The following is a 22,069-nucleotide window of genomic DNA, read 5'->3' as shown; positions in this document are numbered from 1 at the left end:
CTCCGGAGAGGGTCGAGGGGAGGCTCATCGATCCGTTTCGGGAGGCGGAATGGGAATCAAGCGGACGGCCGCGGCTTCGGTCGCGGCGATGCTGGTGATCGGCGTGCCGCTGGCGACGCTGCCGCGGTCGGCGTCGGCGGGGCCGGGCCTGCGGTTGTTCGTCGCGCCGTGGGGCAACGACGCCTGGCCGGGCACCATCGAGCGCCCCTTCGCGACGCCGGAACGCGCGCAGCGGGCCGTTCGGAAGAAGACGGCGACAATGGCGTCGGACGTCGTGGTGGATTTCCGGTCGGGCTTGTACCGGCTGGCGGAGCCGCTCACGCTGAGGGATGACGCGGGCGACTCCGGCCGCAACGGCCACCGCGTCATCTACCAGGCGCACGGCTACGGGACGCCGCACCAGGAGAAGGTGACGCTCAGCGGCGGACGCGAGGTCACCGGCTGGCGGCCCGCCGAGAACTTAAAAGGGTTCTGGCAGGCCGACGTCAGGGGAATGGACGTTCGCCAGCTCTACGTCAACGACCGGCGGGCGCCGCGCCTCAGCCGTGGGAGTTCGGGCTTGGACGGTGGCGTGCTGAAACTGACGAAGACCGGTTACACCACCACGAGCCGCGTCCCGAAGACGTGGCGCAATCCCGGTGACATCGAGTTCGTCTACCGGTACTCGTATGTCGAAGGCCGGTGCGGAGTGGCGGGGATCTCCGGCGGCGCCGGTAAGACCACGATCACCATGGACCAGCCGTGCTGGGACATGGCCCGCAACCTGTACGGTGCCGAAGCCCTCAAGGAATGGTTCGCGGTCGAGAACTCGCCTAGCTTTCCGAGCAAGCCCGGCAGTTGGTATCTCGACCGATCCCGGCCTGGACGGCACGTGCTGCTCTACCGTCCGCTGCCGGGGGAGGACATGGGCCGCGTGCGGGTGACGGCCCCTGTTCTGCAATCTCTCGTGAATGGGGCGGGACGGCCCGGACGCCCATTGCATGACGTCGCGTTCAAGGGCCTGACGTTCGCCCACGCGACGTGGCTCGCGCCGAATGAGCCGGGCGGATTCGCCGCCGCGTGGAGCATGTACATGCGTCCGGCGAAGGACGGCATGACGGCGTTGACGGTGCCGGGGAACGTCGCCTTCCGCAGGTCCGAGCGCATCACCGTGGAGGGCAACCGCTTCGCTCACCTGGGCGCCCAGGCACTGGAGTTCTCCAAGAACAGCTCGTACAACGTCGTCGACGGGAACGTCATCACGGACGTCTCGGACGGGGGAATCCTGCTGGGTGTCGTCCCGCCCGACATGAAGGGCACGAATCGCGGCAACCGCGTTACCAACAACTGGATTCACGGGACGGGGGCCGAGTACAGCGCGTCGTCCGCCATCTGGGACACCGCGACGCAGCACACGACCATCGCGCATAACCAGGTCAACGACGTCCCGTACGGCGGAATCCTGTCCGGGCCCAGCGAGGACCTGCGGGGAATCATGCGCGGCAACCGGATTCTCGATAACCGGGTGTTCCGCACCAACCGGCTCCTGGCCGACGGCGGCGGCATCTATCTGCGCGGCGAACAGGGGACGGGTTTCGCGGACGGCGCCGTCATCAGCGGCAACGTCGTCACCGAGAGCAAGTTCAACCCTGAATGGAACGTCGGGATCTACACCGACGACAGCACCAATTGGGTCACCGTCGACCGCAACGTCGTCTACGACTACGTGGCCTCGATCGGCGGGTGCAGCGAGGAGTGGGGGAACCGTCCCGTCCAGAACGTGCGGTATCGCGGGAACTTCTGGGACGACGCCGTTCCTAGTTGGCTGAAACGCCGCGAGTTCCCCGGAGCCTGGCCGCCGGCCGACGAGCAGAACCCGGAAGAAGGGTGCGGCGAGCCGCGGAAACTGCAATTCGCGGGCAACACGAAACTGACCCCTGCCAATCCAGGGCGGGCGTGCGACGGCGATCCGCGGTGCGTGGCGATCGTCCGGAACGCCGGACTGCTCCCGCCCTACCGCCACCTCCTCCTAACGCCGTGACACTCGGGTGATCCACTGGGCGGGGCCGCGGGCGCGGCGCTGGACGTCCCCGGCGCCCTGACCTCTGCGCGGCCGTCTGTTCCAGACGCCGGACGTTCGCTCACCCGCGAAGAATGGGCGCGGTACGTCCTTGGGCAGAGGTTCCGCACCATCTGCTAATCCCGGCCCTCCGATTCGATGCCAAGCGCGGCGCTCCAGCTTTCTTATTAGAGGGCGAGCAAGATCATGTGATGGGGCTCGTCATAAATAGGGGGAGCCGCTTCGGGGTGGTGCGGAGAACGGCTATTAAGGGGTGAGTGGTACTCTCGCCGAGGGCGGGAAAACCATAGTTTTAAATGGAGTGTGCATGGAAAGCGGCTCAGGTAGGGCTGTCGCTCCCGCGTCCCGCGTCACCGGTGATGACCGGCGGCGAATCGGGGAAGTCCGTGACTATCTGCGGTCCCGGAGTGACTCCGATGCCGTGGCCGATGCCCTGCCCGTGAACGCTCCACTTGAGATGGTCGAGGCCGTGACCGCGAACTGCGCGGTCGATCACGTCGGCTGTCTCGTCTTCTGCCCCGATATTCAGGCTGTGCGGTCCCATCTGCGGGATCTCGGGTTTCGGTTGGCGAGGCCGAGTTCCGGGGGGCTGGTGCGCGACCGGCTCGCCGCCCGGTATGGCGTACCGGAAACGCGGTTGAAGTCCGGGTGCCTTGACGTCAAGGCTATTCAGGCGCAATTCCCCGACGATATGTCCCGTGGCGTCGAACTCTTCTGCGTCGATCCGGGCGATGAACTCGACGCGCTCGCGTTGCGCGACGAGCGCGTGGCGCAACACGAGAACCATCTCGCCGTGCGGCTCACCGACCCCGCCCTTCTGGAGGAAGTGCGGGTCGCTCTCGGACGTCCCGGCGGCCCACGCGCCGATGGCGGCGGCTACGACCCGGGCCACGGCGAGATCGGCGCCACCGTGCTGCACTTTCGCGCGGACGGCCGCACCGAGCTGGGCTGGCCGCGCCGCCTCGGAGTCATCGCCTCGGGACGGCACACCGAGACACTGCTGCGCCATTTCGCCGCCGAGACCGCCCCCCGTGAAGCCGAGGAAGAGGACCGGCGGCTGATGCGCCGCCTGACCGGCGCCTGGGCGACCCAGGCGCTCCGCGCGATGGCCGAGCTCGACCTCTCAGACCACCTCGCCGAACGTCCCCTGACGTGCGCGGAACTCGCGAACCTCACCGGCGTCGACGCCGACCGGCTCCACCGGCTGTTGCGCGCGTTGTGCCACCCGTGGATCGGCGCGCTGACACCGTCCGGGCGGGCGGCCTTCGCGCTGACCGACCTGGGACGCCGCCTGTCGCGCGACGCACCGAACTCGATGCACCACCTCGCGCGGGTGTACGGAGACCTCTTCTACACGAGCTTCGAAGCGCTGACCGAGGGGATCAGGGACGGCGCGCAGCCTTTCACGAGCGTGTACGGGCAAGCGCCGTTCGACTACCTCACCGACCATTCGCACCAGCGGCACCTTTTCACCCGGGCGATGGCCGAGGGATCGGCCTTCTTCGCGGACGTCGCGACCGTCGTCGACCTCTCGGACGCCGCGATCGTCGCCGACATAGGCGGCGGGAACGGCGAACTGCTCGCCCAGTTGTGCGACACCCACCCGCACCTGAAATGCGCGCTGCTGGAGCGGCCGGAGGTCATCGGCGCGGCCCGGGACAACCTGGACGCCCGAGGTCACCTGGACCGCTGTACCTTCTTCCCCGGTTCCTTCACCGACAGCGCGCACATGCCGGTCGGCGCCGACGTCTACATCCTCGCCCGGATCCTGCACGACTGGGACGACGAGAAGTGCCTTTCGATCCTGCGCGCCATCCGCGCCGCGGCGACCACCGAAAGCACGCTGCTCGTCATCGAGCGTCCCCTCTCCGACGATCCCAGCGCCCCTTGCGTGTCCGCGCTGTGGGACCTCAACATGCTGGTGAACAACGTCGGCGGACGAGAACGAACCCGCGACGAATACCGCGGCCTCCTCGGCAAGGCGGGATTCACGGTCATCGGCGAACGCCCACTCCGCCTCGACATCTCGGTCACCGTCGCCCGCGTCCACGAAACACCGGAAAGCGAGATCCTCCCGGGCTGATCCGCTACGAGCAGCCGCGCGGTGTCACATCCGCGACCTCGACCTCCTCCATATCGGCCATTGTCGCGAGAACGCCGTCGCGGGTGGTCGTCCGAGACCCTTCGCCGGGTGGCCGAAATCGTCGGCTCGTCGCTCTCCGTTCACGGCCGCGTCGACTGCGTCGTGGCCGCACGGCGGCGCCCCACCAGAGCGCGCCACCACCTCGCTGCCCACGACCAGGCGTCTCACGCTCCGCCGCTCGATTTCGTCTGACGAAGTCCGAACGCGAACAGAAGGGGACCGCGAACGCGCCCCGACTTGATCGCGACACCGACCCATCACCGTCCACGACGAGGACCGCAGCCCCGGCCAGCGGGACTACGCCGTTCCATACCCCGCCAAGCGGGTTTTATCGGTAATTCCCGGCAAGACGAGTTCGTCCCCGCATCGGCGCAGGTCAGCGGACGCACCCGATCACACACCATCGTTGTCAGACAAAGTGAGAATGGTGATGACCGAAACTTGCTATGTGGATACAGAGGCTCTTCATCCGCTCTGGCATTCCCATTGCCGGTGTGGATACTTGATCATGTGCGTACCTCAACTGCGGCAATGGGAAGCTCGGTGTTCCTCGCTCTCGCCCCGGGCACGGTGGCCGGACTCGTCCCCTGGTTACTGACGAAATGGAATACGAACTCGTGGTGGCTCCCGGCGCGGGCGCTGGGCGCGGTCCTGGTCGTGGCGGGCGGGGCGGTGCTCCTGCACAGTTTCGCCAAGTTCGTGTTCGAGGGCCGGGGCACACCCGCACCGGTCGGCATGCCCGAGCGCCTCGTGGTCGGCGGAATGTACCGCCACGTGCGCAACCCGATGTACATCGCGCTGGTCGTCGCCGTCATCGGGCAGGCGCTGCTGCTCGGACGCCCGGTCCTCCTCGGCTACTCGGTCGTCGTCGCCGCGCTGATGTGGGTGTTCGCGACCTTCCACGAAGCGCCGCTGCTGATCGAGCAGTACGGCGAGGAATACGAGCGCTACCGGTCGGCCGTCCCCGGCTGGGTGCCCCGGCTGCGCCCCTGGCACGGGTGACCCGACACCGAACGAATAACCCAACACCGAACGAATAACCCAACACTGAACGAATGACCCGACATCGAAAAGGAGGAGAGTTCGCCGTGATTCTGGTCACCGGCGGCACCGGAAATGTGGGCGGTCATGTCGTCCGCCAATTGGTCGAGGCGGGGGAGAAGGTGCGGGTTCTCACCCGCGACCCTGACGCGCATTCGTTTCCGGACGAGATCGAGGTCGTCCCCGGCGACCTGAGGCGTCCGGAGACACTGTCGGAAGCGTTGTCCGGCGCTCCCCGAGTGTTCCTGTTCCCCGTCATGAGCGGACTCGACGGCTTTCTGCACGCGGCGCGCCGCGCCGACACCCGCCACCTCGTCATGCTGTCGTCGGCGGCCGTCACCTTTCCCCGGCTCGGCTGGATAGGCGAGAAGCATCTGCAACTGGAGAACGAGGTCAGCGCGTCCGGAATCCCCTCCACGTTCGTCAGGCCGGGCGCGTTCATGACCAATGACCTGGCCTGGAAGCGGGAGATCCAGGAGGCCGGGGTCGTCCGCGCGGCCTACGGGAACGCCGCGACGGCGCCCGTCGACTCGCGCGACATCGCGGCCGTCTCCGTCCGGGCCCTGCTCGATGAACGCACCGGAGAATCGTTCACCCTCACCGGCCCGGAATCGCTCACCCAGATCGAGCGGGTGCGGATCATCGCGGAGACGGTCGGATGGCCGGTGCGTTTCGAGGAACTGTCCCGGGACGAACACCGGCAACTGATCCTCCGGCGGCTCGCCGGACTGCCCGAAGCGGGCGTCGACGAACTCCTCGACCTGCTCGCCGAGAACGTCGGAAAGAGCGCCGACGTCCTCCCAACGGTCGAAGAAGTCACCGGACGCCCAGCCTTCACCTACGCGGAATGGGCCGCCACAGCGGGATTCGCCCCCACCCGGCCCTGAACCGGAGAAGCACATGGACGCGCCGCCGGGCAGCGAATGCGGCCCGGCGGCGCGTCCTAAATGCGACTAGCCGCTACGCAACGGTTCAGTGGCTCGCCTTGCAGTACTGGTCCTGCTTTCCGATGGCCCGGTACGGGCAGTCGGCGAACTCCGCGAGGATCAGCAGCGGGTCCCGGTTGATCTGGGTCAGCGACTCGATCTGCGACGGCGCCGGGTAGAAGCTGCCGCCGCCGAGCTCGAACGTGTAGGAGAAGATGCGCTGGTCTCCCCACGTCCAGTCGTCGGAACTGCCGTCGTTGATGTAGAGGTCGCTCGACTGTTCAGGCGTGTACCCGTTGATCCGGGCGACCTGCGTGCCGATGGTGCGGTGCGCGGCCTCCTCGTCCGCCGACATCGAGCCGGGGACGGTGTTGGCCGTCGTGTACCCGAACGGCCACAGCACGAGGTTCGCGACGGAGTGGATGTCGAGGAACATCTTGATCTGCTGCTTGCCGCCGATGTTCCGGCTCCGGATGAAGTTCGTGACGGCCTTCAGCTCGGGCGCCGACTCCGGCGACGTACCGCGGTAGGTCTCGCTCGCCGTGTCGCCGGACGACCCGCCGCAGCAGCCCCACTTGAAGGCGTAGTTGCGGTTGAGGTCGGTGCCCGGCCCCTGCCGGTTCTTGCGCCACATCCGCCCGGCCTGGGTGTCGCTGGTCATGTCGTAGATCTGGCCGTCCACGTTCAGGATCGGGATGATCCAGAACTCGCGGCTGTTGACCAGGTCGGTGATCCGCTTGGTGGAGCCGTACTCCTTGGTGAGGATGTTGATGAAGTAGAGCGCCTGCTCGTTCGTGAGGCGCTCGCGGGCGTGGATGTTCGCCTGGTAGAAGACCTCGGGCTCGTCCTCGTCCGTCGCGACGTTGTCGCTGATCTTGACGCCGACGATGTCGCGGCCCTCGTAGGTCTTGCCGATCGTGAACTTCTTCGCGATCTGCGGGTAGTTCGCGACGACCTGGTCCAGCTCGGCCATCGTCTCCGCGTGGGTGTGGTACGACGCGGCGCTCGCCGGGTAGCGGGGGAACGCGCCGAGCGGCTGCACCTTGAAGCCGAGCTTCTTGATCGCGGCGGTCTCGGCCGGGATCGCGCTGACCTCGATCCCGCCGTCCGGACGTTGCAGGTCGATCGCGGCGCCGGTGCGGGCGAGTTGCGTCCGTTGCTCGGACGTCTTCGGCCCCGTCACCAGATACCGGGCGGAACCGGACGGCGCGGGTGGCGCGGCGGCCTGTGCCTGTCCGGCGGGCAGGACCGTCGCGCACAGACAGGCCGCGGCGAGGACCGCCTTGAGGCTTCGTGATCTCATCCCGGGCCCCTACGCGGCCGGGCGGTACGGGACGGCCGGCGTGGCGGGGATGCCCGCGAGCTTCCACACCGCGTACGCGGCGGCGTTCGTGGCCGTGCCGAGCACGGCGGAGTCGATGTTGTTGATGTCGTCGCAGCGGGTGTGGTAGCAGGGGTCGTCGCCGCTGCTGATGCCGCTGACCTGGATGCCCGCGCTCTTGAACGAGGCGTGGTCGGACCGCGCGCCCACGTTGATGCCGTTCGTCGCGAGGCCCTTGCTGCGGAAGTACTCGGTGAACGTCGCGCCGAGGGTGGAGGAGTCGGTGTAGACGCCCCAGGTGCGGGTGTTCTTCGCGCCGACCATGTCGAAGTTGAGGTAGGAGCTGATCTTCGACCGCTCGGCGGCGGGGAGCTGCTGCACGTAGTACTTCGAGCCGATCATGCCGAGCTCTTCGGCGCCCCACCAGCCGAACCGCAGCCGCTTGGTCGGACGGGCGTTGGCGCGGGAGACGGCGAGCGCGGTCTCCAGGACGGCGCTGGTCCCCGACCCGTTGTCGTTGATGCCGGGCCCGGCGGGGACGCTGTCGAGGTGCGAGCCGAGGAACACGATCTGGTTGGCGTCGCCGTAGGGCCAGTCGGCGATCACGTTGTAGCCGGTGGAGCCGTTGTAGGAGAACGACTGCAGCGTGGTCTGGAATCCGGCGGCGTCCAGCTTGGACTTCACGTAGTCGGCGGAGGCCTTGAATCCGGCCTTGCCGTGCGCGCGGTTGCCGCCGTTCGCGGTGGCGATGGACTGGAGCTGCTGGGCGTGCGCCAACGAGTTGGCCGCCGGAATGTCCGGCGACTGGACGGCGACGAGCGCCGGACGCGGGGCGGGTTGTGCCAGCGCGCCGCCGGGGACTCCCAGCAGCGCGGCGAGGAGCCCGGCGCCGATCGCGGCCGAGCCGAGCAGGCTTCTGCGTTTCAGGAGCCTGGCAGGTGTCGTGTCGCGCATTTCGCAATTCCTCCTGGCGGGGGGCTCTGGCGCATGCCGCGCCAGAGGGGGGATTTCGGTGGATGCTATACGCGGTCATTGGCGGGGTAAACGGCAACGCCCGACGAATTTTCTACAACGCATCGAAAATGCCGGTCAACGGCCTTGAATTAAGGAAACGTATTCAACTTCGGGCGCCGGGCGCGGCACTCCGGTTCTGTGATCTAGAAACCCGGAGGTCGGACGGGGCGGCCGGGAGGACGTTCGGCGGCGCGGCAAGGGTACGCCTGCTTGACCAAAGGTTCACCCCGGTATTTCCTCGCGGAGCGGTTGCGCCGAGCGCGATCCGGTTAGAGGGCCATGGGGGTGCGACGCGCGTCAGGACGTTGGGAAAGGCGGGGTATGCGATGGCCATACTGGTCGACACGATCTCGGCGCAGCTCACCGTGCCCGAGGACGATCGGGACATCACCTGGTTGCGTGAGAGTTTGCAGGCGGCCATCGCCGTGGAACTGGCGACAATTCCGCCCTATCTCTACGGAATGTGGTCGATCAAGGACAAATCCCAGGAAGTCTACCGGCATATCCACGCCATCGTGATGCAGGAGATGCTGCACATGGGCCTGGCGTGCAATCTGCTCTCGGCCGTCGGCGGCCACCCCCGGATCTCGGCGGCGGCGCTGCACTATCCCGCGAAGCTGCCCGGCGGCGTGCGGGAGAACTTCCCCGTCTATCTCGAAGGTCTGGCCGCCGCGCCGAACAAGCCGGGCGACGTGGTGAAGAAGGTCTACATGGAGATCGAGATGCCGGAGCACCCGGTGGCGTTCGCGCCTACGGACGGCTCCGGGGGCCGGGAGACGTTCCCCACCATCGGCGCCTTCTACCAGGCGGTCAAGAAATGCGTCAACAAGCTTTCCCCGCAGTTCGGCGGGACGCAGCAGACGGCGCGGGCGATCGGCCTGTTCAAAATCGCCAAACTGGCCGACGCGAACAAGGCCATCGACCTCATCATCGACCAAGGCGAAGGCAGGCCCGAGACCGGGCCCGGCACGCTCGAAGTACTCCCGGCCGACCAGAGCCCCGCGAAAGTCGCCCACTACTACCGCTTCAAAGAGATCTGGACCGGCCACCACCTGAAATACAACACGGCGCAGCATAAATGGAAGTTCGACGGCCCGGTGATGAAACGTCCCGCCGTGTATCCGCTGGAGAAACTCGGGGCGTCGGGCGTCCCGTCCCCGAGCGCTGAGTTGAAGAAGAAGCTCAAGGAATGCAACGACACTTACCACCTCGTCCTGAGCGACCTCGAAACCGCCTGGAAGACGGGCCGGGAGGACGACATGGACCAGGCCGTCGACCGGATGCGCAACCTTGAGGACGGCGCCGCCGAACTCATTAAGTACCAGGTCGGCAAGGGGCTCCCGAAGATCTACGGCCCGGAGTTCACACCCCCGCCCGTTCCGCGAGCCGACACCCGCGCATCGGCGGGCCGCGCCGCCGCGCTCACCGACTGAGGGGCTGGCAATGGCCGAGATCAGCATCGCCGACGTCACGAAGGTCGAGATCCATCCCGCCATCGGAATCGCCAGGGTCGGCGACAGCGACGAGTACTTCATCGGTCCGGAGGTGCCGGGCGCCGTGCCCGAGCCGCCCGGGAACACGCTGGAGACCAAGTTCAAGGACGCGCAGGGCCGCGTCAAACGGCAGGCGGCGCGGTTCCGCTGCTTCGGCTACGACGACCACGGGAAATACGTCGAGCTGACCGGCAAGGCCGAGGTGACCATCAAATGGGAGGTCACCCTCGCCAACAAGAAGGCGGCGGCGCCCGTGTTCCCGGACGGCGAGGAGCGGCGCAACAAGGGCCAGCAGGAAAAGGACCTGATCATCGCCCCCGGTTCGCGCGGCATCGTCGGAACGAAGACGACGACGCCGCCCGCGCCGGTCGCCTTCGACAACGGCCGGGTGAAGTTCACCATCGGCACCGTCGCGAAGGTGATCGACAAGATCTATCTCGGCGAGTTGCGCACCGACGAGAACGGTTGCCTCCTGGTGCTCGGCGGCCGGGGCCTTTCGCAACGCCATCCGGGCGCGAAGCTGGAGGAGACGTTCAACAACGCGAACTGGTGCGACGACGTCTCCGACGGCCCCGTGCGGGCGGAGGCCACGATCAAGGTCGGCGGCGCGGAGCGGAAGTTCACCGCGGAGCCCGCCTGGGTGCTCGCCGCCCCGCCGAAGTTCGCGCCCGAGGCCGAGAGCCCGACCTCGCTGTGGGACCAGATCATGCACGCCTTCGGCGTCAAGGCCCCGGCGCGGCCGTCCTATGTGCACGACGTCTTTCCCATCCTGCAGAGCCCGCGGACGATGAAGGGGGTGAGCCAGGCGTCGGCCGGTCATCACGGCTGGCGGCATCCCGTCACCGACGAGCCCACCCGCCGGCGCGTCTTCAAACGGATCGGGGACCCCACGAAGAACGGCACCGGCGGCACCGACTCCCTCATGCCGCAGCTGACCGAGCTCACCAAGGAGTACCCGAGCCTCACACCGCGCCAGTACGAGATCATGAAGAAATGGCACGCGGGGACCTTCGACAACGACTGGAAGGCGGAATGGGGATATGACAGGCCGCCGTTCGCGTCCTTCCCGATCACTCCGGACGGCCTGGACCGGGCGGCGCTGCACGCCTGCGTCGGGGCCGCGTTCTTCCCCGGCATCGAAGGCGGCCGGTTCCTGATCGAGAAGAAGGACGGGAAGCCCAAGAACTGGAAGACGCCCTATCCGCGGCTCCGGTTCGCGTCCCATGTGAAGCCGGGCGACGTCACCGCGCGGATGGCGATCCCCTGGCAGGCCGACTTCTACGCCTGCGGCCCCGTATGGTGGCCCGCGCCGCGTCCGAACGAGGTCGTCCCCCGGAACAAGACCAATTACGTCGCGTGGGACAGGAATGTCAGCGTCGACGAAGGAATGATCAATAAATGGTCGCAACTGGGTTATGTGCTGCGCGACGCCGACGGCCGCTGGGTGGAGGTCGCGCGGAGCCTGCCGAGTCCGACCGCGCGGGAGCTGACCCGCGTCGTCCACGAGGTCGGCGCCGCCGTCTCCGGCCCGGAGCCGCTGTGGCCGGACGTGGGCCGCCTCGCCGCCGACCTCGCCGGAGCCGCCGTGCTCTCCTTCGGCCAGGCGACGACCGAGAAGGAACGTCCCCACACCTGGCCGCTCTGGCTGACCGAACTCGACGGGGAGCTGACCGTCGAGATCCGCTGCGCGGACCTCGACCGGCTGGAGGTCAGGCTCGCGCCGCCGATGGGCCCGGCCCTCGCACCCGGCGACTTCGGCCTCGTCACGTCCCGCGCGGACGGGCGCCTGGAACTGCGGGTCGAGCTGCCGTTCCACGTCCAGGCGGGCCGCTACGCGCGGGCGGGCCTGTGGCGGGTGGACGTGAGCGCCGACCGCGAGGTGGTGTACCAGTTCGCCGCCACGGCCGATTCGCTGATCACGTTCCCGGCCGTGACGACCGCCGGGCAGGACGGCTCCATCAGCGCCCGCGTCGACTTCACCGGGGCGCCGATCAGCGACGGCACGGCCGTCGTCCAGCCGCTGTCGCCGGAACTGGAGTTGGAGGAGGTCGCGCTGCGGTCGGAGGGCGCTACCGGCGCGGCGGCCGACCGGGTCGCGGGTCAGGTCGCCATCCAGAAGGCCGAGCACCTGCGGATTCAGGTGACGGGGACGTCGCCGATGGGGCATCCCTTCGTCCGGGAGCGCCTCCTGCGGACGGACGAACTGCCGTGACCCGACCGCCCGACGTCGCCGTGATCGGCGGCGGACCGGCGGGCGCGGCCGTCGCGTGGCGGCTGGCCGTCGCGGGGGCGGCGGTGACGCTCGTCCACGACGGGCGGGAGCGGTGGCGGCCGGTGGGCCAGGAGTTGGCAGCGCCTGCCCGTCCGATATTGGAGGAGATGGGGGTGCTGGACGCGGTGACCGCCGTGTCCACACCCGTCCATGAGGCGCGCAGCGCGTGGCCGGGCCCGGAGGTCGTCTGCCGCCCGGCCATCCTGAGCCCGTTCGGCCCGCCGCTCGCCGTCGACCGGCTTCGCCTGGACGCTTTGCTCCGCGATGCCGCCTTAAAGGCGGGTGCCCGCCTCGTCCAAGAAGCCGTCGTAGGCCGGATCGTGATCGACGCGACAGGCGCAACTCGCGCCGCGTCCCGAACCCGCCTCCCCTGGACGCGCATAGACCGCCTGCGCTGCACCCTGTGGAAAACGGCCGCCCCAACGCCGCAACCGTGGTCATTGGTAGAGGCAGCTCCGGACGGCTGGTGGTACACGGCTCCCGACGCCGCCGACGGACAATTGACCGTAATGCGAGTAGGTGACCACCTGGCAACGGACACCGCGCCCCCACCGCACACGGCGCACCGCATCGGCCGCCCACTCCCCGCCTCGTCCGAATACCGCGTAGCGACGATCGGCCACGCGAATCCACCCTGGTCGGACGCACTAATCGCAATAGGCGACGCGGCCATGGCGGTGGACCCGCTGTCATCGTCCGGCCTGTACAACGCACTCAGCCTGGCCGCCCCAGCGGCCGACGCCGCACTCGGCCTCCTGGACGGCGACACGGCCCCCGCCCGCCATTACGCGCAAACCGTCCAAACAATGGTCGACGAGCATCTGAAAAACCGCCACCACTATCTGACTCTCCCCGGCCACACCACCCCCTTCTGGACGACTCGCCATAAACAAACCGAGGTTACTTTCTGATCTTGTGAGGGAACAGAGAGTCATGATGAGTTGATCTAGCCGCCCGAGGTCCGTGGGGCGAGACCGTCGCGCTGAATACCGCGGACGGCTTCTCAGACCGGTGAGCGGCAATCTCGGGGGGATACGCGATGACCATGTCTCGGGTCGGCATGAGGAAAGACCGAAGACGGCGATGGGGCCGGGTATGGCTGACCGGCCTGATGGCCCTGGTGATGGCGGCCATGTGTCTGATCGCCGATCCGGCGGCGGCCCGCCGTCCGGCCGCGGCGGCCCCGCCCACCGATCTCGCTCTCGCGACCGGCTACAACGAATCCGGGCAGTTGGGCGACGGCACCACCACCGAGCGAACCGTGCCGGTAGAGGTGGCGCTGCCCGAGGGCGTCACCCTCACCGAGGTCTCCGGCGGAGGTAATCACAGTCTGGCGGTCACGTCCGACGGCCGGGTGTTGGCCTGGGGCCAAAACCTCTCCGGGCAACTGGGGGACGGCACCAACATCCAGCGCACCACCCCGGTGTACGTGAATCTGCCCGCGGGTGTGACCATCACCCACGTCTCCGCCGGTTGGAGCGACAGCCTGGCGGTGACGTCCGACGGCCGAGTGCTGGCCTGGGGCGGCAACCTCCACGGGCAGTTGGGCGACGGCACCACCACCCCGCGCAACACCCCGGTGTTCGTCGATCTGCCCGCGGGCGTCAGCGTGACCCAGGTCGCCGCCGCCGAGTACCACAGCCTGGCGGTGGCTTCGGACGGGCGCGGCCTGGCCTGGGGCTGGAACCAGTACGGCGAACTGGGGGACGGCACCACCACGGAGCGCCACACGCCGGTCTTCGTGCTGCTGCCCGCGGGCGCCGCCATCACCCAGGTCGATACGTATGAGCAGACCAGTATGGCGGTGACCTCGGACGGGCGGGGTCTGGCCTGGGGTCGGAACCAGTACGGGCAGGTGGGCGACGGCACCCTCACCGACCGCCACACGCCGGTGTATGTGGCGCTGCCTTCAGGGACCACCATCACCCAGATCGCCGCGGGCTACTACCACAGCCTGGCGGTGACGTCCGATGGCAGGGAACTGGCGTGGGGCCGGAACCTCGACGGACAGTTGGGAGATGGCACCACCGTCAACCGCAGCACTCCGGTGGAGGTGGCTCTGCCTGAGGGCGTCACCGTCACCGACACCGACGCCGGGCAGTTCCACAGTCTCGCGTTGGCCTCAGACGGACGGGTCCTGGCCTGGGGCTCCAACTCCTTCGGGCAGTTGGGGGACGGCTCCACCACCAGACGCACCACACCGGTCTTCATGATTCTCCCGGAGGGAGAGGTGGTGACCGCGCTCTCCGGCGGCGCCTACCACTCCCTCCTTTTGGCCGAACCGGCGAGGAGCGCCACGTCGCTGACCGCCGTGCCCACCGAAGCGGCCCCGGGCCAAGAGGTGGGCCTGACCGCGAACGTGACCTGCAACGCGGGCGCCCCGACCGGCACCGTCACCTTCCTGGACGGTGACACCGTCATCGGCACCGCCGAACTGGGCGCCGACGGCACCGCCACCCTGACCACCAGCAGCCTGGAACCGGGCCGGCGTCAGATCATCGCCCGATACGAGGGGAACGGCAGATGCCCGCCCTCCACGTCCGAGCCGGTGACGGTCACCATCACCGAGGAGCCCACGCCGCCGGGGCCGTGCGGTTGGGACAAGCTCAAGGTGGAGAAGACCGTCGACCGGACCAAGGTCAAGGTCGGCGAGCACGTGACCTACCGCGTCCGCGTCACCAACACCTGTGACACCGTCTTCCGCGACGCCGCCTTCACCGACGACCTGTCCGGCGTGCTGGACGACGCCCAACTCGTCGGATCCCCGCACGCCAGCACCGGGCACGTCACCTACACGCCGCCCAGGCTGCACTGGGTGGGCGACCTGGAACCCGGCGCGACAGCCGAGATCACCTACACGTTCGTCGCACGCAAGCCCGGCAAGCTGCACAACCACGTCACCTGGCACTGCCGCGCACCCGAGACGAACAAGGTCCGCTGGGACTGCACCATCACCACCACAACCAAGGTCACAGGCACCAAACACCACTGACCGACACCAACCCAACCGGGGCCCGCTCAGCCACCCAGCCTGAGCGGCCCCGGTTCCACCATCTCCATCAGCCACCGACCCAACAGAAGAACCCCGATCTACCGAAGTGAGCCGGGGTCCATCGTGGTGTGCGGGGCTGCCTCAGGTGGCGGGGCTGCCTGTGCCTGGGCACGTCTCCCGGCTGCCCGGCTTCTGGTGCGCCGGGGTCGGGCTGCCCGATCCCGCCGACGTGCTCTGGCCGCAACTTGGGCAGCTGGCCATGGTCACACCTCCTCTCGCTGTTGGTACTCGCCCCCGGAGTTGAAGCTCGCACCGGCGGGTGCGGTGTAAAGGAAAACGCCGTATACGTTGGCACCAGAGTGCATGCGCACATTGACGCCGCACTTCTTGGAATCCGGGCGCTGCGACGTCCTCTCTACGGAGGAGACCTCGTCGCTGCCGCCGTTGGCGATCAGTGCGGCCACGTGTGCCTCGATGAGCGATAGTTGGATACGTCCCGAGGCAGGCAGGTCGGGCAATTCCACGGGTGCGGATGGTTTTCCGGTGACCGGCTCCTCCGGTTGAGATTGATCCTCGCCGCCGGTCGCTGCGGTCCGCACCCACTGGAGGGCAACTGTCGCGCCGGTCCGGAGTGTGATGACGTGGCCACAGGGCTTGTCCTTGATCCCTGCGGCCGCGAACGTCTGTACTCCGGTGACGGATGGACTTCCGTTCAGTACGTCCTCGATCCACGGCGCCCACCTGGGCAGTCGCATATGTCCTCCGCTAGTCCTGGCCTTTGGTCGGTGCGGTGGCAACGGTACCTGCGCGCCAGGTGGCCGGGCCCCTGAACTCATGGGTGCCCACGTTCTGGGACGACGGCCGGATGTCCAAGTCGCTCATATCGCCCGTGCCGTCGATGACCTGAGGTCGGGCTCGGCCGACGCTCCAGGCACCGACCGTGATCGCGGCGATTGCAGTGCTGGGTGACCGGGGGCTCAGGATTGGACGAGTTGTTCGGCGTGGGCGGCTTCGTCGCGCCGGATGTGGCCGGGGTGTGCGCTGCGGAGTTGCCAGTGTGTGGTGACGCCGTCTGGGCCGTCGAGGCTGGCTCGGGAGAGGCCCGCTTCGATTCGGCTGCGAACTTCGGCCTCGTCTGCGGGGTCGGCGGCGAAGAGCACCCGTAGCCGTACCTCGTCGCCGGACCGCTCCGCAGCGGTGTGGTGGGGCGCGAGCGGGCACGGCGGTTCATGCTCCCAATGCCCGCAGAGCGCGACGGTGATGGCGGCTCCCGGCGCCCGCACATCCCCGCCCGCCGCCAAGCTCACCACCGCGTCATGAACGAACGCCTGCCGCACCAGCCCAGTATCCGTCGCGTCAACGCCAGGCGGAAAGCCTCGTACGAGAAGATCGGGCGGTGACCACGACCATCGACAAGATCGCCTGGATCCACCTGGAGAACGGCAAGATCCTCAGCACCCGCTCGCACGGTAAGGACGTCTACTACCTCCCGGGCGGCAAACGCGAAGAAGGCGAGAGCGACCTCGACACCCTGGTCAGAGAAATCGACGAAGAACTCGCCATCACCCTCGTCCCGGCCACCGCCGCACACGTGGGCACCTTCCGGGCGCAAGCCCACGGCCATACCGTCGGCATCACCGTGCAGATGACCTGCTACACCGCCGACCACCAGGGTCAGCCGACTCCCAGCAACGAAATCGCGGAACTGGTCTGGCTCGCCTACGCCGACCGCGACCAGGTATCCCCGGTCGACCAGATCATCTTCGACCACCTCCACCAAACCGGCCAACTCCACTGACACGAAAACCCGATCCCCAGGCACCGACCATTCATCCTGAGCCAGGCCGTGCTACGAGGAGTCCAGGTGTCCGGCCTCTATTGAGTGTGAGACGAGAGAACCCCGGTCCACCGAGGTGGCCGGGGTTCGTTGTCGTTGGGGGGTGGCGGGGGCTAGGGGAGGTCGAGGTGTCCGGCCTTGGCGTTGTGGAGGAGGGCGCGGAAGGAGTCCGGGGTGAGGGCGAGAGCGGGGGCGGTGGGGGCCTTGCTGTCGCGGATGCCGACCCGTCCGGGAAGGCTCGCGAGTTCGACGCACGCGCCGTTGCCCGTATTGCTCCGGCTCGATTTGCGCCACTTGATCGTCATGAGTACTTCTCCAGTGCTTCCATCAGTAGGGCCTTGGACGGGCCCACCGGAGCGGCCAGTTCGCCTATCCGGTCATACCGAAGTGCGTAGCGCTGCACGTCCGGTGGGCTGATGATGAGCCGCCCCTCCTCGGGGTCGTCGGTGTAAGCCACGTCGCGAGCGTCCACGGTCAGGAGCTCGAAGGCTCCGTCCAGCCCTGGGTGCGCGCTCGCCTCCGGTTGGACGAGTCGGATGCTCACGTGCGGGAGGTCCGCCAGTCGGGCGAGGTGCTCGATCTGTTCCCGCATCACGTCCTTGTCGCCGATGGGCTGCGCGAGGCACGCCCAGTTGATCAGGGCGGAGACCTGCGGGGGTTCGTCGCGCTCGAACACGGCCTTCTGTCTGTCCAACCTCCGCTCCAGTCGCTCCTCAAGGTCGGCGAACACTCCGGAGGAGAGGAGGGCCCGCGCGTATGCCTCGGTCTGGAAGAGCCCCGGGATGAGGGCGAGTTCCCACAGCCGTAGCCGTGTTGCGCGTCGCTCCCAGTCCGTGAGGCCCACCAGCCAGTCTCCATCTTGCGCCGCGTTGGCGAATCCGACAAGACGGGTGAACAGCAGATTTGTGTCCCAAGCCTCGTCAATCACCTTGGCGAGCTTGGCGGGAAGGTGAATCGCCCCCGATTCATAGCGCGAAACCACCGAACGAGTTCGGTCTATCTGGTCCGCCAGGCGCGTGCCTGACCAGCCTCGTTGCTCGCGGTGGAAGCGCAGTTGGACCGCGATTAAGTGCCAGAGCGAGCGGTCGGGGTCTAGATCGAGTCGTTCTACCACAGCTTCACCTCCCTGTTGCAATCGATTCGCGAACGTAGCGAATTTACCTCGCGCGGGCGCATCATTGGGCCCGAAGAAACAAACATCTGGCCTGGGAGTCGGTGTCGGGCATGGGTTTACATGAAAGGAAATCTGGTCGAACTCGGGCAAATGATCGGACGGCGCGGACTTCTCCGGATGTCCAGGCTCGCCGCATTCCGGACGTTCCGGATGTGCCGGACGCATCCGCGATGTTGGACGTGCTGCACGTGCTTTCGCCCGTGCATTCCGAGCGGCTGACGATTCTCCGGACGATGCAGGAACTCCTGACGCCCGACAGGCGACTGGCGGCCGTCATCACCGAAGATCGCGGATATCCGGCCCTGCGGGTCGCGCGGCTGGACGGCGGCGGATCTTTGTTGGTCGGTTGCGCTTACCACCGGGAGCGCGGCGCGTGGTGGATCGTGACGGGTTGGGGTGGTGAGACGCGGTGGCTGGCTGATGCCGGGCGGCTTCATGTCGGGGTTCGCGTGGTGATGGAGATCTTGGCGGGAGGCTCCGGGCGCGGGCGGTGAACTCTCATGCGGGAGGCGTGGCCCCCGTGCTTCCCGCGTGAGCGCCCCCGGGACCTGGACCCCCCACTCGGGGTCCCGGGGGCTTTCTATTCGTCCGGCCTATTCCCTTGGCGGCGAATGCTGCCCTGTCGGCCAGAGTTGTCTGCCCGAATGGTCGGTGCGCAAGGGCAGTATTTTGTCTTGTTCTTCCTTTTGTGCTCCGAGCGTGTACATGATCAAGGCGACTCGGCCATGAAGGGAAGGGCAGGAGTTTTGATTCTCGCAGGCAGGACAACATTGTTGAGAACGGGCGCCGCGCTGGTCGTGCTGGCCGCGTCGGCATTGCCCGTCGGGCGTGCGGACGCCGCCGCCGCGCTCACCGACGTCGGCGTCTACGAAGGGTTCGGCGAGGGTTTCGCGATGGCGATGGTCCCGCTGGGCGGCACGGGCGATCAGGTCGTTCTCGGCGGGCGGGGGCTCGCCGTCCTGGACGACAACTCGCTCAAGACGCACAAGCCGCGCTGGTCCTACCACTGGGGGGACTTCGCCGTGCGCGGCCAGGGCGGCGACAACCAGTGGATCACCGCCGTGGAGCCGCTCCGCGACCCCGCCACCGGACGCACCGACCTGATCACGTCCACCTCGGAGAACGAGCTGATCAGGTTCGACGGCCGGACCGGACGGATCGTCTGGCGCCGCAACGACGCGTTCCTCTACACGTTCGGCGACCGCCTGAGCCTCGTCTCGCAGGGCGAGGGCAAGCCCCCGGCCATCGTCGGCGAATACGGGACGACCGCCTATTCCACCGCCGACGGCAGTCCGCTCTGGACGGCCACCGTCCCGGACGGCGATTTCGCGCCCGGCTGGGTGACCGCCGCGCAATTGAGCCGGGGCACGAACCCGGGCGTGGTGTTCGCCGCGGAGTCCGACTGCGGGCCCGGCGGCGGCCCCGATTGCACCGGTCACCTTTTCGCCTACAGCGGTGACGGAAAGCGGCTGTGGGAGGTGAAACCCGGAGGGCAGACCACGTTCATGGTCACGGGCGACGTCACTGGAGACGGGCTCGCCGAAACCGTGGCGGGTGACAACCAAGGCCATGTTGCGGCCTATTCGCCGACCGGTGAACTGCTGTGGCGCGTCCAGGCGGGAGAAGGGTCCGTGGGCGCCGTCGCCGTCCAGGGCGGCCGGGTCTACGCCGCCGCCGACGACAACGTCGTCGCCTTCGACGCGGCGGGCAAGCGGCTCTGGTCGCAGCCCATGGAAGGGCAGGTCACCAAGCTGGAGCCCGCCGACCTCGGCAAGGGCGGGAAACTCCTGGCGGCGGTCTCGATCGCCAACCGCGTGTCGCGGCTCGTCGCCGTCGACCCGGAGCGAACCGACGACCGCCGGACCTGGCAGTCCACCGTCTACGGCCGCATCAATGACTTCACGGTCGGGACCTGGCACGGACGCCGCGTCGCCACCGCCGGGGCGGACGACGCCGTCGTCCACGCCGTCTGGGCCGACAGCGGCGAGACCGCCTTCGACTACCTCGGCCACAGCTGGGTCACCGGCGTCGCGTCCGCGCGCATCGGCCGGACGGACGCCATCGCCCACACCGACGTCCAGGGCCACGTCGTCCTCTCCGACGAACGGGGAACGGAACTGTGGCGGCGCTGGCTGGGCGGCGACGACGAGGCCGCCGCCCGTGACGTCGCGATCGCCGACGTCGGACGGGACGAACCGGCCGTCGTCGCGGCCGGGGCGGGCGGGCAGGGCGGCGGCGTCGTCCGCGCCTACGACGGGCGCGGCGCCGAGCTGTGGACGGGCCGCGCGGACGGCGATATCCTCGAGCTCACCACGGCGAAGCTCACCGCCTCGGGGCCGAAGGCGATCATCGGGGTCTTCCAGCGGGGCGGGTCGTCGGGGGTGGCCGCGTTCGACGCCCGCACCGGCGCGACGCTCTGGGAGCACCTGATCGGCTCGGCCGGCGGGGCGCTGGCCGCCGCCGACGCCGACGGGGACGGCCTCGACGAGATCGCCTTCGCCAGCAAGCCGTACCCGCCCGACACGCCGGGGACGTTCGCGCTGCTGTCCCCGTCCGGCGACGTCCGGTGGAAGAAGGAGGACGGCGAGATCCGCGACTGGCTCACCGTCTCCGGCGGCGCCGTCATCTACGGGTCCAGGTCGAACAGCGGCTCGGTGGCCGCCGTGTCCGCCGCGGACGGAGCGCCGCGCTGGCGGACGGGCCTCGGCTCGAAGGTCGGGTTCGGCGTGCTCGTCCCGCAGCGGTCGGGCGTGGCCGTCTCCACCGACGCGGGCGAGGTCGCGCTCCTCGACGCCGCCACCGGTCGGATCTCGTTCCGCACGCGGATCGTCTCCGAGGCCGCGATCGCCGGGCCGTTGACCGTGTTGCCCCAGGCCGGGGGAGACCCGGTCATCGCGGTCAGCGAGAGCGGCGGACGCAACCGCACCAAGGTCCACGTGCTGTCGCTGGACGGCCGCGTCCTCGCCACGAGCCCGCGCTTCCAGCAGGGCCACGGCATCGACGTCGCGCCGACCGGAGGCGGCGCCGGGGTCGCCGTGGGCGCGGGCCTGTCGGTCTACTCCTACCGCTACCGGTAGGTGGCTGCCCGCCGGGCGGACCGTTCGCGGACGGTCCGCCCGGCGGGGCGCTCAGGGGGAGCCGTCCAGCCTGTCGAGCTCTTCGAGGAGGATCGGGACGCCGACGTCCCACGTCTGGACGCCGATCGCGCTGGCGATCTCCAGCACCGCGACGATCTCGTCGGGCGTCGCGCCGAGCCGGGCCGCGTTCCCGATGTGGACCCGCAGCCCCTCGGTGAACAGGTGCGTCGCCGATACGTCGATCGCGACGTAGATCAGCTCCTTCACCTTCGGCTCCAGCGCGCCGCGCCGCCACGGGACGGACGAGAAGTCCAGGTAGGCGGCGAAGAAGCCGGGCGCGCGGCGCAGCACCTCGTCCCAGCCGGTGTCCCAGTAGCCGCGCCGCCGGACGAACTCCGCCCGGATCTCGTCCAGGTCCACGTCGGCCGGCGGGAGCGGCAGGTCATGCAACAGCGGGAAACCGACGCTCGCCGCGTGAATTCCGAGGACCGACACGAGCTGGAACGTCTCCAGGATCTCCGCCCGCGTCGCGCCGTTCTCCAGCGCCCCGCGCACATGCCGCCGGATTCCCGGCTCGTGCAGATGCGTCACCGCCGCGTTCACGGCGAGCGCGACCAGTTCCCGGATCTTCGGGTCGAAGGACGGGTGCCGCGACGCGACGTCCGCCAGTCTCGCGGCCGCGGCCTCGAATTCGGGGTCGACCTCCGGGTTGACGTCCAT

At 68.5% G+C, this 22,069-nt stretch carries 19 protein-coding genes; 11 read left to right on the top strand and 8 right to left on the bottom strand.

Translation table 11 applies throughout. The annotated features are described in order from the left end of the window. Window positions 1-49 precede the first annotated feature (49 nt). Window positions 50-2,020, top strand: coding sequence for a right-handed parallel beta-helix repeat-containing protein (locus tag FXF65_RS16955; RefSeq protein WP_222868607.1), 1,971 nt, complete (start codon window positions 50-52; stop codon window positions 2,018-2,020). Window positions 2,021-2,378: 358 nt separating this feature from the next. On the opposite strand, the gene FXF65_RS43780 is transcribed toward FXF65_RS16955, so the two are convergent. Further along, entirely contained in the window at window positions 2,379-2,834 is a 456-nt protein-coding gene (locus FXF65_RS43780) for a hypothetical protein (protein ID WP_187412346.1), read from the bottom strand. On the opposite strand from FXF65_RS43780, the gene FXF65_RS16950 reads away from it, so the two are divergent. The 3 genes from FXF65_RS16950 to FXF65_RS16940 all read left to right on the top strand — a co-directional run bounded on the left by FXF65_RS16950 (window position 2,826) and on the right by FXF65_RS16940 (window position 6,130). Continuing rightward, window positions 2,826-4,142, top strand: a complete 1,317-nt coding sequence (locus FXF65_RS16950; RefSeq protein ID WP_187412345.1) for a methyltransferase — start codon at window positions 2,826-2,828, stop codon at window positions 4,140-4,142. The two genes, FXF65_RS43780 and FXF65_RS16950, sit on opposite strands and share 9 nt — an antisense overlap. A 591-nt stretch (window positions 4,143-4,733) precedes the next feature. Next, the gene (locus tag FXF65_RS16945; protein WP_222868606.1) at window positions 4,734-5,204 is read left to right on the top strand and encodes a methyltransferase family protein; all 471 of its coding nucleotides are present in this window, start codon (window positions 4,734-4,736) and stop codon (window positions 5,202-5,204) included. An 86-nt stretch (window positions 5,205-5,290) separates the two neighbouring features. Further along, the gene (locus FXF65_RS16940) at window positions 5,291-6,130 is read left to right on the top strand and encodes an NAD(P)H-binding protein (RefSeq protein WP_187412344.1); all 840 of its coding nucleotides are present in this window, start codon (window positions 5,291-5,293) and stop codon (window positions 6,128-6,130) included. Window positions 6,131-6,215: 85 nt separating this feature from the next. On the opposite strand, the gene FXF65_RS16935 is transcribed toward FXF65_RS16940, so the two are convergent. Together FXF65_RS16935 and FXF65_RS16930 are read right to left on the bottom strand one after the other, a co-directional pair. After that, a complete protein-coding gene (locus tag FXF65_RS16935) occupies window positions 6,216-7,472 on the bottom strand; it encodes a M14 family metallopeptidase (RefSeq protein ID WP_148350922.1) in 1,257 nt (418 codons plus the stop codon). Window positions 7,473-7,481: 9 nt separating this feature from the next. Next, window positions 7,482-8,444, bottom strand: coding sequence for a M28 family peptidase (locus FXF65_RS16930; RefSeq protein ID WP_148350921.1), 963 nt, complete (start codon window positions 8,442-8,444; stop codon window positions 7,482-7,484). A 62-nt stretch (window positions 8,445-8,506) separates the two neighbouring features. Between FXF65_RS16930 and FXF65_RS16925 the strand changes: the two genes are divergently transcribed. The 4 genes from FXF65_RS16925 to FXF65_RS16910 all read left to right on the top strand — a co-directional run bounded on the left by FXF65_RS16925 (window position 8,507) and on the right by FXF65_RS16910 (window position 15,261). Next, complete coding sequence (locus FXF65_RS16925) at window positions 8,507-9,937, top strand: ferritin-like domain-containing protein (protein WP_148350920.1); 1,431 nt, start codon at window positions 8,507-8,509, stop codon at window positions 9,935-9,937. Window positions 9,938-9,947: 10 nt separating this feature from the next. Then, on the top strand, window positions 9,948-12,209 hold the full coding sequence (locus FXF65_RS16920; RefSeq protein ID WP_148350919.1) for a LodA/GoxA family CTQ-dependent oxidase: 2,262 nt from the start codon (window positions 9,948-9,950) through the stop codon (window positions 12,207-12,209). Then, window positions 12,206-13,180, top strand: a complete 975-nt coding sequence (locus tag FXF65_RS16915) for an NAD(P)/FAD-dependent oxidoreductase (protein ID WP_148350918.1) — start codon at window positions 12,206-12,208, stop codon at window positions 13,178-13,180. The genes FXF65_RS16920 and FXF65_RS16915 overlap by 4 nt, the downstream gene beginning before the upstream one ends. 200 nt (window positions 13,181-13,380) lie before the next feature. Beyond that, window positions 13,381-15,261 carry an RCC1 domain-containing protein gene (locus FXF65_RS16910; RefSeq protein ID WP_222868605.1) on the top strand — a complete coding sequence of 627 codons (1,881 nt, stop codon included), beginning with the start codon at window positions 13,381-13,383 and terminating at the stop codon, window positions 15,259-15,261. A 263-nt stretch (window positions 15,262-15,524) separates the two neighbouring features. Here FXF65_RS16910 and FXF65_RS16905 read toward each other — a convergent pair whose 3' ends face one another. After that, on the bottom strand, window positions 15,525-16,016 hold the full coding sequence (locus FXF65_RS16905) for a hypothetical protein (RefSeq protein ID WP_148350916.1): 492 nt from the start codon (window positions 16,014-16,016) through the stop codon (window positions 15,525-15,527). A gap of 222 nt (window positions 16,017-16,238) precedes the next feature. Continuing rightward, the gene (locus FXF65_RS16900) at window positions 16,239-16,598 is read right to left on the bottom strand and encodes a hypothetical protein (protein WP_148350915.1); all 360 of its coding nucleotides are present in this window, start codon (window positions 16,596-16,598) and stop codon (window positions 16,239-16,241) included. Between the two features lie 59 nt (window positions 16,599-16,657). Between FXF65_RS16900 and FXF65_RS16895 the strand changes: the two genes are divergently transcribed. Further along, window positions 16,658-17,059 (top strand): NUDIX hydrolase, encoded by a 402-nt coding sequence (locus tag FXF65_RS16895; protein ID WP_148350914.1) that lies wholly within the window; start codon window positions 16,658-16,660, stop codon window positions 17,057-17,059. A gap of 152 nt (window positions 17,060-17,211) precedes the next feature. Here the strand turns inward: FXF65_RS16895 and FXF65_RS16890 are convergent, their stop codons facing one another. Both FXF65_RS16890 and FXF65_RS16885 read right to left on the bottom strand, forming a co-directional pair. Further along, window positions 17,212-17,403 (bottom strand): DUF397 domain-containing protein, encoded by a 192-nt coding sequence (locus FXF65_RS16890; protein ID WP_148350913.1) that lies wholly within the window; start codon window positions 17,401-17,403, stop codon window positions 17,212-17,214. Next, window positions 17,400-18,212, bottom strand: a complete 813-nt coding sequence (locus tag FXF65_RS16885) for a helix-turn-helix domain-containing protein (protein ID WP_148350912.1) — start codon at window positions 18,210-18,212, stop codon at window positions 17,400-17,402. Before FXF65_RS16885 ends, FXF65_RS16890 begins: the two co-directional genes overlap by 4 nt. Window positions 18,213-18,442: 230 nt before the next feature. On the opposite strand from FXF65_RS16885, the gene FXF65_RS16880 reads away from it, so the two are divergent. Together FXF65_RS16880 and FXF65_RS16875 are read left to right on the top strand one after the other, a co-directional pair. After that, window positions 18,443-18,766: a hypothetical protein gene (locus tag FXF65_RS16880; protein WP_148350911.1), complete on the top strand. Its 324-nt coding sequence runs from the start codon at window positions 18,443-18,445 to the stop codon at window positions 18,764-18,766. 279 nt (window positions 18,767-19,045) lie between these two features. Continuing rightward, complete coding sequence (locus tag FXF65_RS16875; RefSeq protein ID WP_187412343.1) at window positions 19,046-21,349, top strand: outer membrane protein assembly factor BamB family protein; 2,304 nt, start codon at window positions 19,046-19,048, stop codon at window positions 21,347-21,349. Between the two features lie 51 nt (window positions 21,350-21,400). Here the strand turns inward: FXF65_RS16875 and FXF65_RS16870 are convergent, their stop codons facing one another. Beyond that, window positions 21,401-22,069, bottom strand: coding sequence for a carboxymuconolactone decarboxylase family protein (locus tag FXF65_RS16870; protein ID WP_148350909.1), 669 nt, complete (start codon window positions 22,067-22,069; stop codon window positions 21,401-21,403).

Origin of the sequence: Actinomadura syzygii (assembly GCF_008085905.1) — a bacterium.
Lineage (GTDB): Bacteria > Actinomycetota > Actinomycetes > Streptosporangiales > Streptosporangiaceae > Spirillospora > Spirillospora syzygii.
The sequence above is the reverse complement of the archived record's forward strand: the minus strand, read 5'-3'. Positions and strand labels throughout refer to the sequence as shown.

Excerpts from the sequence above, each read along its gene's own strand:
- FXF65_RS16920 (WP_148350919.1), top strand. The coding sequence starts at position 9,948 with ATGGCCGAGATCAGCATCGCCGACGTCACGAAGGTCGAGATCCATCCC.
- FXF65_RS16925 (WP_148350920.1), top strand. The coding sequence starts at position 8,507 with ATGCTATACGCGGTCATTGGCGGGGTAAACGGCAACGCCCGACGAATT.
- FXF65_RS16890 (WP_148350913.1), bottom strand. The coding sequence starts at position 17,403 with ATGACGATCAAGTGGCGCAAATCGAGCCGGAGCAATACGGGCAACGGC.
- FXF65_RS16910 (WP_222868605.1), top strand. The coding sequence starts at position 13,381 with ATGGCCCTGGTGATGGCGGCCATGTGTCTGATCGCCGATCCGGCGGCG.
- FXF65_RS16905 (WP_148350916.1), bottom strand. The coding sequence starts at position 16,016 with ATGCGACTGCCCAGGTGGGCGCCGTGGATCGAGGACGTACTGAACGGA.
- FXF65_RS16935 (WP_148350922.1), bottom strand. The coding sequence starts at position 7,472 with ATGAGATCACGAAGCCTCAAGGCGGTCCTCGCCGCGGCCTGTCTGTGC.
- FXF65_RS16870 (WP_148350909.1), bottom strand. The coding sequence starts at position 22,069 with ATGGACGTCAACCCGGAGGTCGACCCCGAATTCGAGGCCGCGGCCGCG.
- FXF65_RS16930 (WP_148350921.1), bottom strand. The coding sequence starts at position 8,444 with ATGCGCGACACGACACCTGCCAGGCTCCTGAAACGCAGAAGCCTGCTC.
- FXF65_RS16945 (WP_222868606.1), top strand. The coding sequence starts at position 4,734 with ATGGGAAGCTCGGTGTTCCTCGCTCTCGCCCCGGGCACGGTGGCCGGA.
- FXF65_RS16955 (WP_222868607.1), top strand. The coding sequence starts at position 50 with ATGGGAATCAAGCGGACGGCCGCGGCTTCGGTCGCGGCGATGCTGGTG.
- FXF65_RS16880 (WP_148350911.1), top strand. The coding sequence starts at position 18,443 with ATGTTGGACGTGCTGCACGTGCTTTCGCCCGTGCATTCCGAGCGGCTG.